Genomic DNA, 3,064 nt, shown 5'->3' on the forward strand with positions numbered 1-3,064 from the left:
CCCCTGCCGAGCGGGGCCAGCACCTGCTCGCGCAGCCGCGCCGTCCAGGCGAACGGCTCCTCGTGGGTGGCGGGGTCAGCTTGGTCTTGAACGCGTCGGGCAGCGGCACGTAGCCCGCCTCGGTCAGACCGGTCTGGCCGTTGGTGACGGCCGAGGTCAGGAAGGCCTTGACGGCCTTGCTGGTCTCGGCGTCGGCGTACTTGGAGCACACGATCTCGTAGGTGGCCATGACGATCGGGTACGAGCCGGCGGCGGTCGGCTTGTAGAACGAGCTGGTGTCGAGGACGAGGTCGTTGCCCTCACCCTTGATCTTCACGCCGTCGATGGCCTTGGCGGCCGACTCGGCCGACAGCTTGACCGGGTCCTTGCTCGCGGAGGTGATGATCTGCGAGATGGACAGGTTCTGCGCCTTGGCGAAGGACCACTCGTTGTAGGTGATCGAGTTCTTGGTGTTTTTGATGGCGGCCGAGGTGCCCTCGTTGCCCTTGGCGCCTTCACCGACGCCACCGTTGAAGGTCTTGCCGCCGCCCTTGCCCCACGCGCCGTCGGAGGCCGCGTCGAGGTAGAGCTGGAAGTTGTCGGTGGTGCCCGACTCGTCGGAGCGGAAGATCACGGCGATCTTCTCCGAGGGGAGCTTGGCGTTGGGGTTGAGCGCCTTGATCTCGGGGGCATCCCAGGTGGCGACGGAGCCGTTGAACACCTTGGCGGCGGTCGGGCCGTCGAGCACCAGGTCGGTGACGCCGTCGACGTTGTAGGTGATGGCGATCGGGCCGAAGACGGTCGGCAGGTTCCACGCGGGGGCGCCACAACGCTCCGCGGCCTTGGCCGGCTCTTCCTTCTTGGAGCTCAGCGCCGAGTCGGAGCCACCGAAATCGGTCTGGGCGCCGAGGAACTCGTTGACGCCGGCGCCCGAGCCACTCGAGGTGTAGTTCAGGGTGTAGCCGTCGCAGTTGTTCTCGTAGGCCGCGACGAAACGCTCCATGGCGTTCTTCTGCGAGGAGGCACCGGACGCCTTGAGCGCCTTCTTGCCACCACAGGCAACGCTGGTGTTGGCGGCATTGCCGGCATCGCCACCGGTGGCGTTGTCGTCACTGCCACAGGCCGCCAGGGTCATGGCGCCCACGGCGAAGACGCCGACCAGGGCACTGGTGCGCTTGAAGTTCACTTTTCCTCCGACAATGCTGGGTGTCTCACTCGGTCCCTCACCGGCCCGAGCGAGGCTGGCCGGTGCTCGCTATCCCCGAGGAATGCGCGCACCAGGCGACGACTGTGCCGCCCAGAAGTAACCTAAGGTCGTCCGGTTGACAGTTGGCCCGATGTGGGTTAACGGAGAATGAACAGCCCGGCGCGATCAATGCCGCGAATGTGACGTTAGCCCCAGTTTTACTCGCGCTTACCCGGTCATCCGCGCAATATTCTCCTCGCGCACCAGAATTCACCTCGAATGTGAGGTGACTCGCATCAGGGCAGGGAGTACGCGACGTCGATGTGGGCGGGCGCGAAACCGAGCTTGGTGTAGGTGTTCACGGCGGCGGTGTTGTCGGCTTCGGTGTAGAGCAGGACTTCCGTGGAGCCGGCCGCGCGCAGGTGTCGCAGACCGGCCAGGGTGAGCAGTCTGCCCAGGCCACGCCCCTGCGCGGACGGGTCGACCCCGACGACGTACACCTCACCGGCGGGAGCGGCGTCGGGATGCTGTTTGGTCCAGTGGAAACCGAGCAGGCGGTCCGGGTCGGCGACGTCGAACGCCAGAAACAGACCGGCCGGTTCGAACCACGATTCCGCGCGGCGAGCGGCGATGTCGCGCTCGGTCCAGCCGCCCTGCTCGGGATGCCAGGCGAAAGCCGCGTTGTTCACCCGCAGGATCTCGAGGTCGTCGACGGGGCCCGCGTAGGTGCGGAGGACGAGGTCTTCCGGAAGCTCGAGTTCCGGTAGCTCCGGGGTTGCCATCGAGCGGCGCATCTGCCACAGCTCGCGAGCCGTGACCAGCCCGAGGCCGGTCGCCAGCGCTTTGGCGGCGGGTAGGTCACCGTGCGCCCACACCCTGGTGCCCGTGCCACCCTCGGCCAGTGCGGCACGGACCAGGTCGGCGCCGATACCGGCGCCACGGGCGGCGGGGTCGACGGCGACCTCGGCCATCGCGGGGTGATCGTCATGTGCCGCAACGAGATTCGCGTAACCCACCAACTCGCCCCCGCGTAGCGCCAGCACGTGCCGGGTCGACGGATCGGCTTCGGCCAGCGACAGCACCGCCTGCTCCGAGACCGGAGCGACACCGTCGAGGTCGGCCGCGCGTTCGAGCAGGGCCCGCACCGTGTTCGCGGTACCGGGCTCGATCTGAGCAGCCCAGGTCAAGGTTGCTGTATCCGGCATCGCCATCCTCCTGGGTGCGCTGCTACTGCGCGGTGCCGTTGAGCGGGGCGAAGGAGTCGTCGCCGTCGATGTCCTCGTCGACGAAGGTCACCGCGGGTTCACCCTTGGCTGTGGCCGTCCGGGCCGGGCGCACCGCCTTGTAGCCGACGTTGCGCACGGTCCCGATCAGCGACTCGTACTCGGTGCCGAGCTTGGCGCGCAGGCGCCGCACGTGCACGTCGACGGTGCGGGTACCACCGAAGAAGTCGTAGCCCCAGACCTCCTGCAGCAGCTGGGCGCGGGTGAACACCCGGCCCGCGTGCTGCGCGAGGTACTTGAGCAGCTCGAATTCCTTGTAGGTGAGATCGAGCGGGCGGCCACGCAGGCGCGCGGTGTAGGTGCCCTCGTCGATCACCAGCTCACCCAGGGTGATCTTGCCGGTGTTCTCCGGGCTGGCGACCCCACCGTTGCGGCCGACCAGCAGCCGCAGGCGCGCGTCGAGCTCGGCGGGGCCGGTCCCGGGCAGCAGGATGTCGTCCAGGCCCCAGTCCGCGTTGACGGCCACCAGGCCGCCCTCGGTCAGGACCGCGACCACCGGAACAGAAGACCCCGTGCTGCCCAGCAGTCGGCACAGACCGCGCGCGGCGGCCAGGTCGGTTCTGGCGTCGACCAGCGCGACATCGGCGCTACTCGCCTCCAGCAAGGACGACACCTC

General features: G+C 68.2%; 3 protein-coding genes. All 3 read right to left on the bottom strand.

Annotated elements, in window-relative coordinates:
- A partial coding sequence (gene pstS / locus ACFWF3_RS30175) for a phosphate ABC transporter substrate-binding protein PstS (protein WP_379317045.1) occupies positions 1-1,165 on the bottom strand: 1,165 nt, incomplete at its 3' end.
- 296 nt (positions 1,166-1,461) lie between these two features.
- Complete coding sequence (gene mshD / locus ACFWF3_RS30180) at positions 1,462-2,370, bottom strand: mycothiol synthase (protein ID WP_379317047.1); 909 nt, start codon at positions 2,368-2,370, stop codon at positions 1,462-1,464.
- Between the two features lie 22 nt (positions 2,371-2,392).
- Positions 2,393-3,064 (bottom strand): winged-helix domain-containing protein (locus tag ACFWF3_RS30185; protein ID WP_379317049.1); only part of this gene is annotated, 672 nt, incomplete at its 5' end.

It is taken from the genome of Nocardia sp. NPDC060220, assembly GCF_042727815.1.
Lineage (GTDB): Bacteria > Actinomycetota > Actinomycetes > Mycobacteriales > Mycobacteriaceae > Nocardia.

What these genes read in the sequence shown, in the direction of transcription:
- mshD (WP_379317047.1), bottom strand. Translation starts at nt 2,370, where the DNA reads ATGCCGGATACAGCAACCTTGACCTGGGCTGCTCAGATCGAGCCCGGT.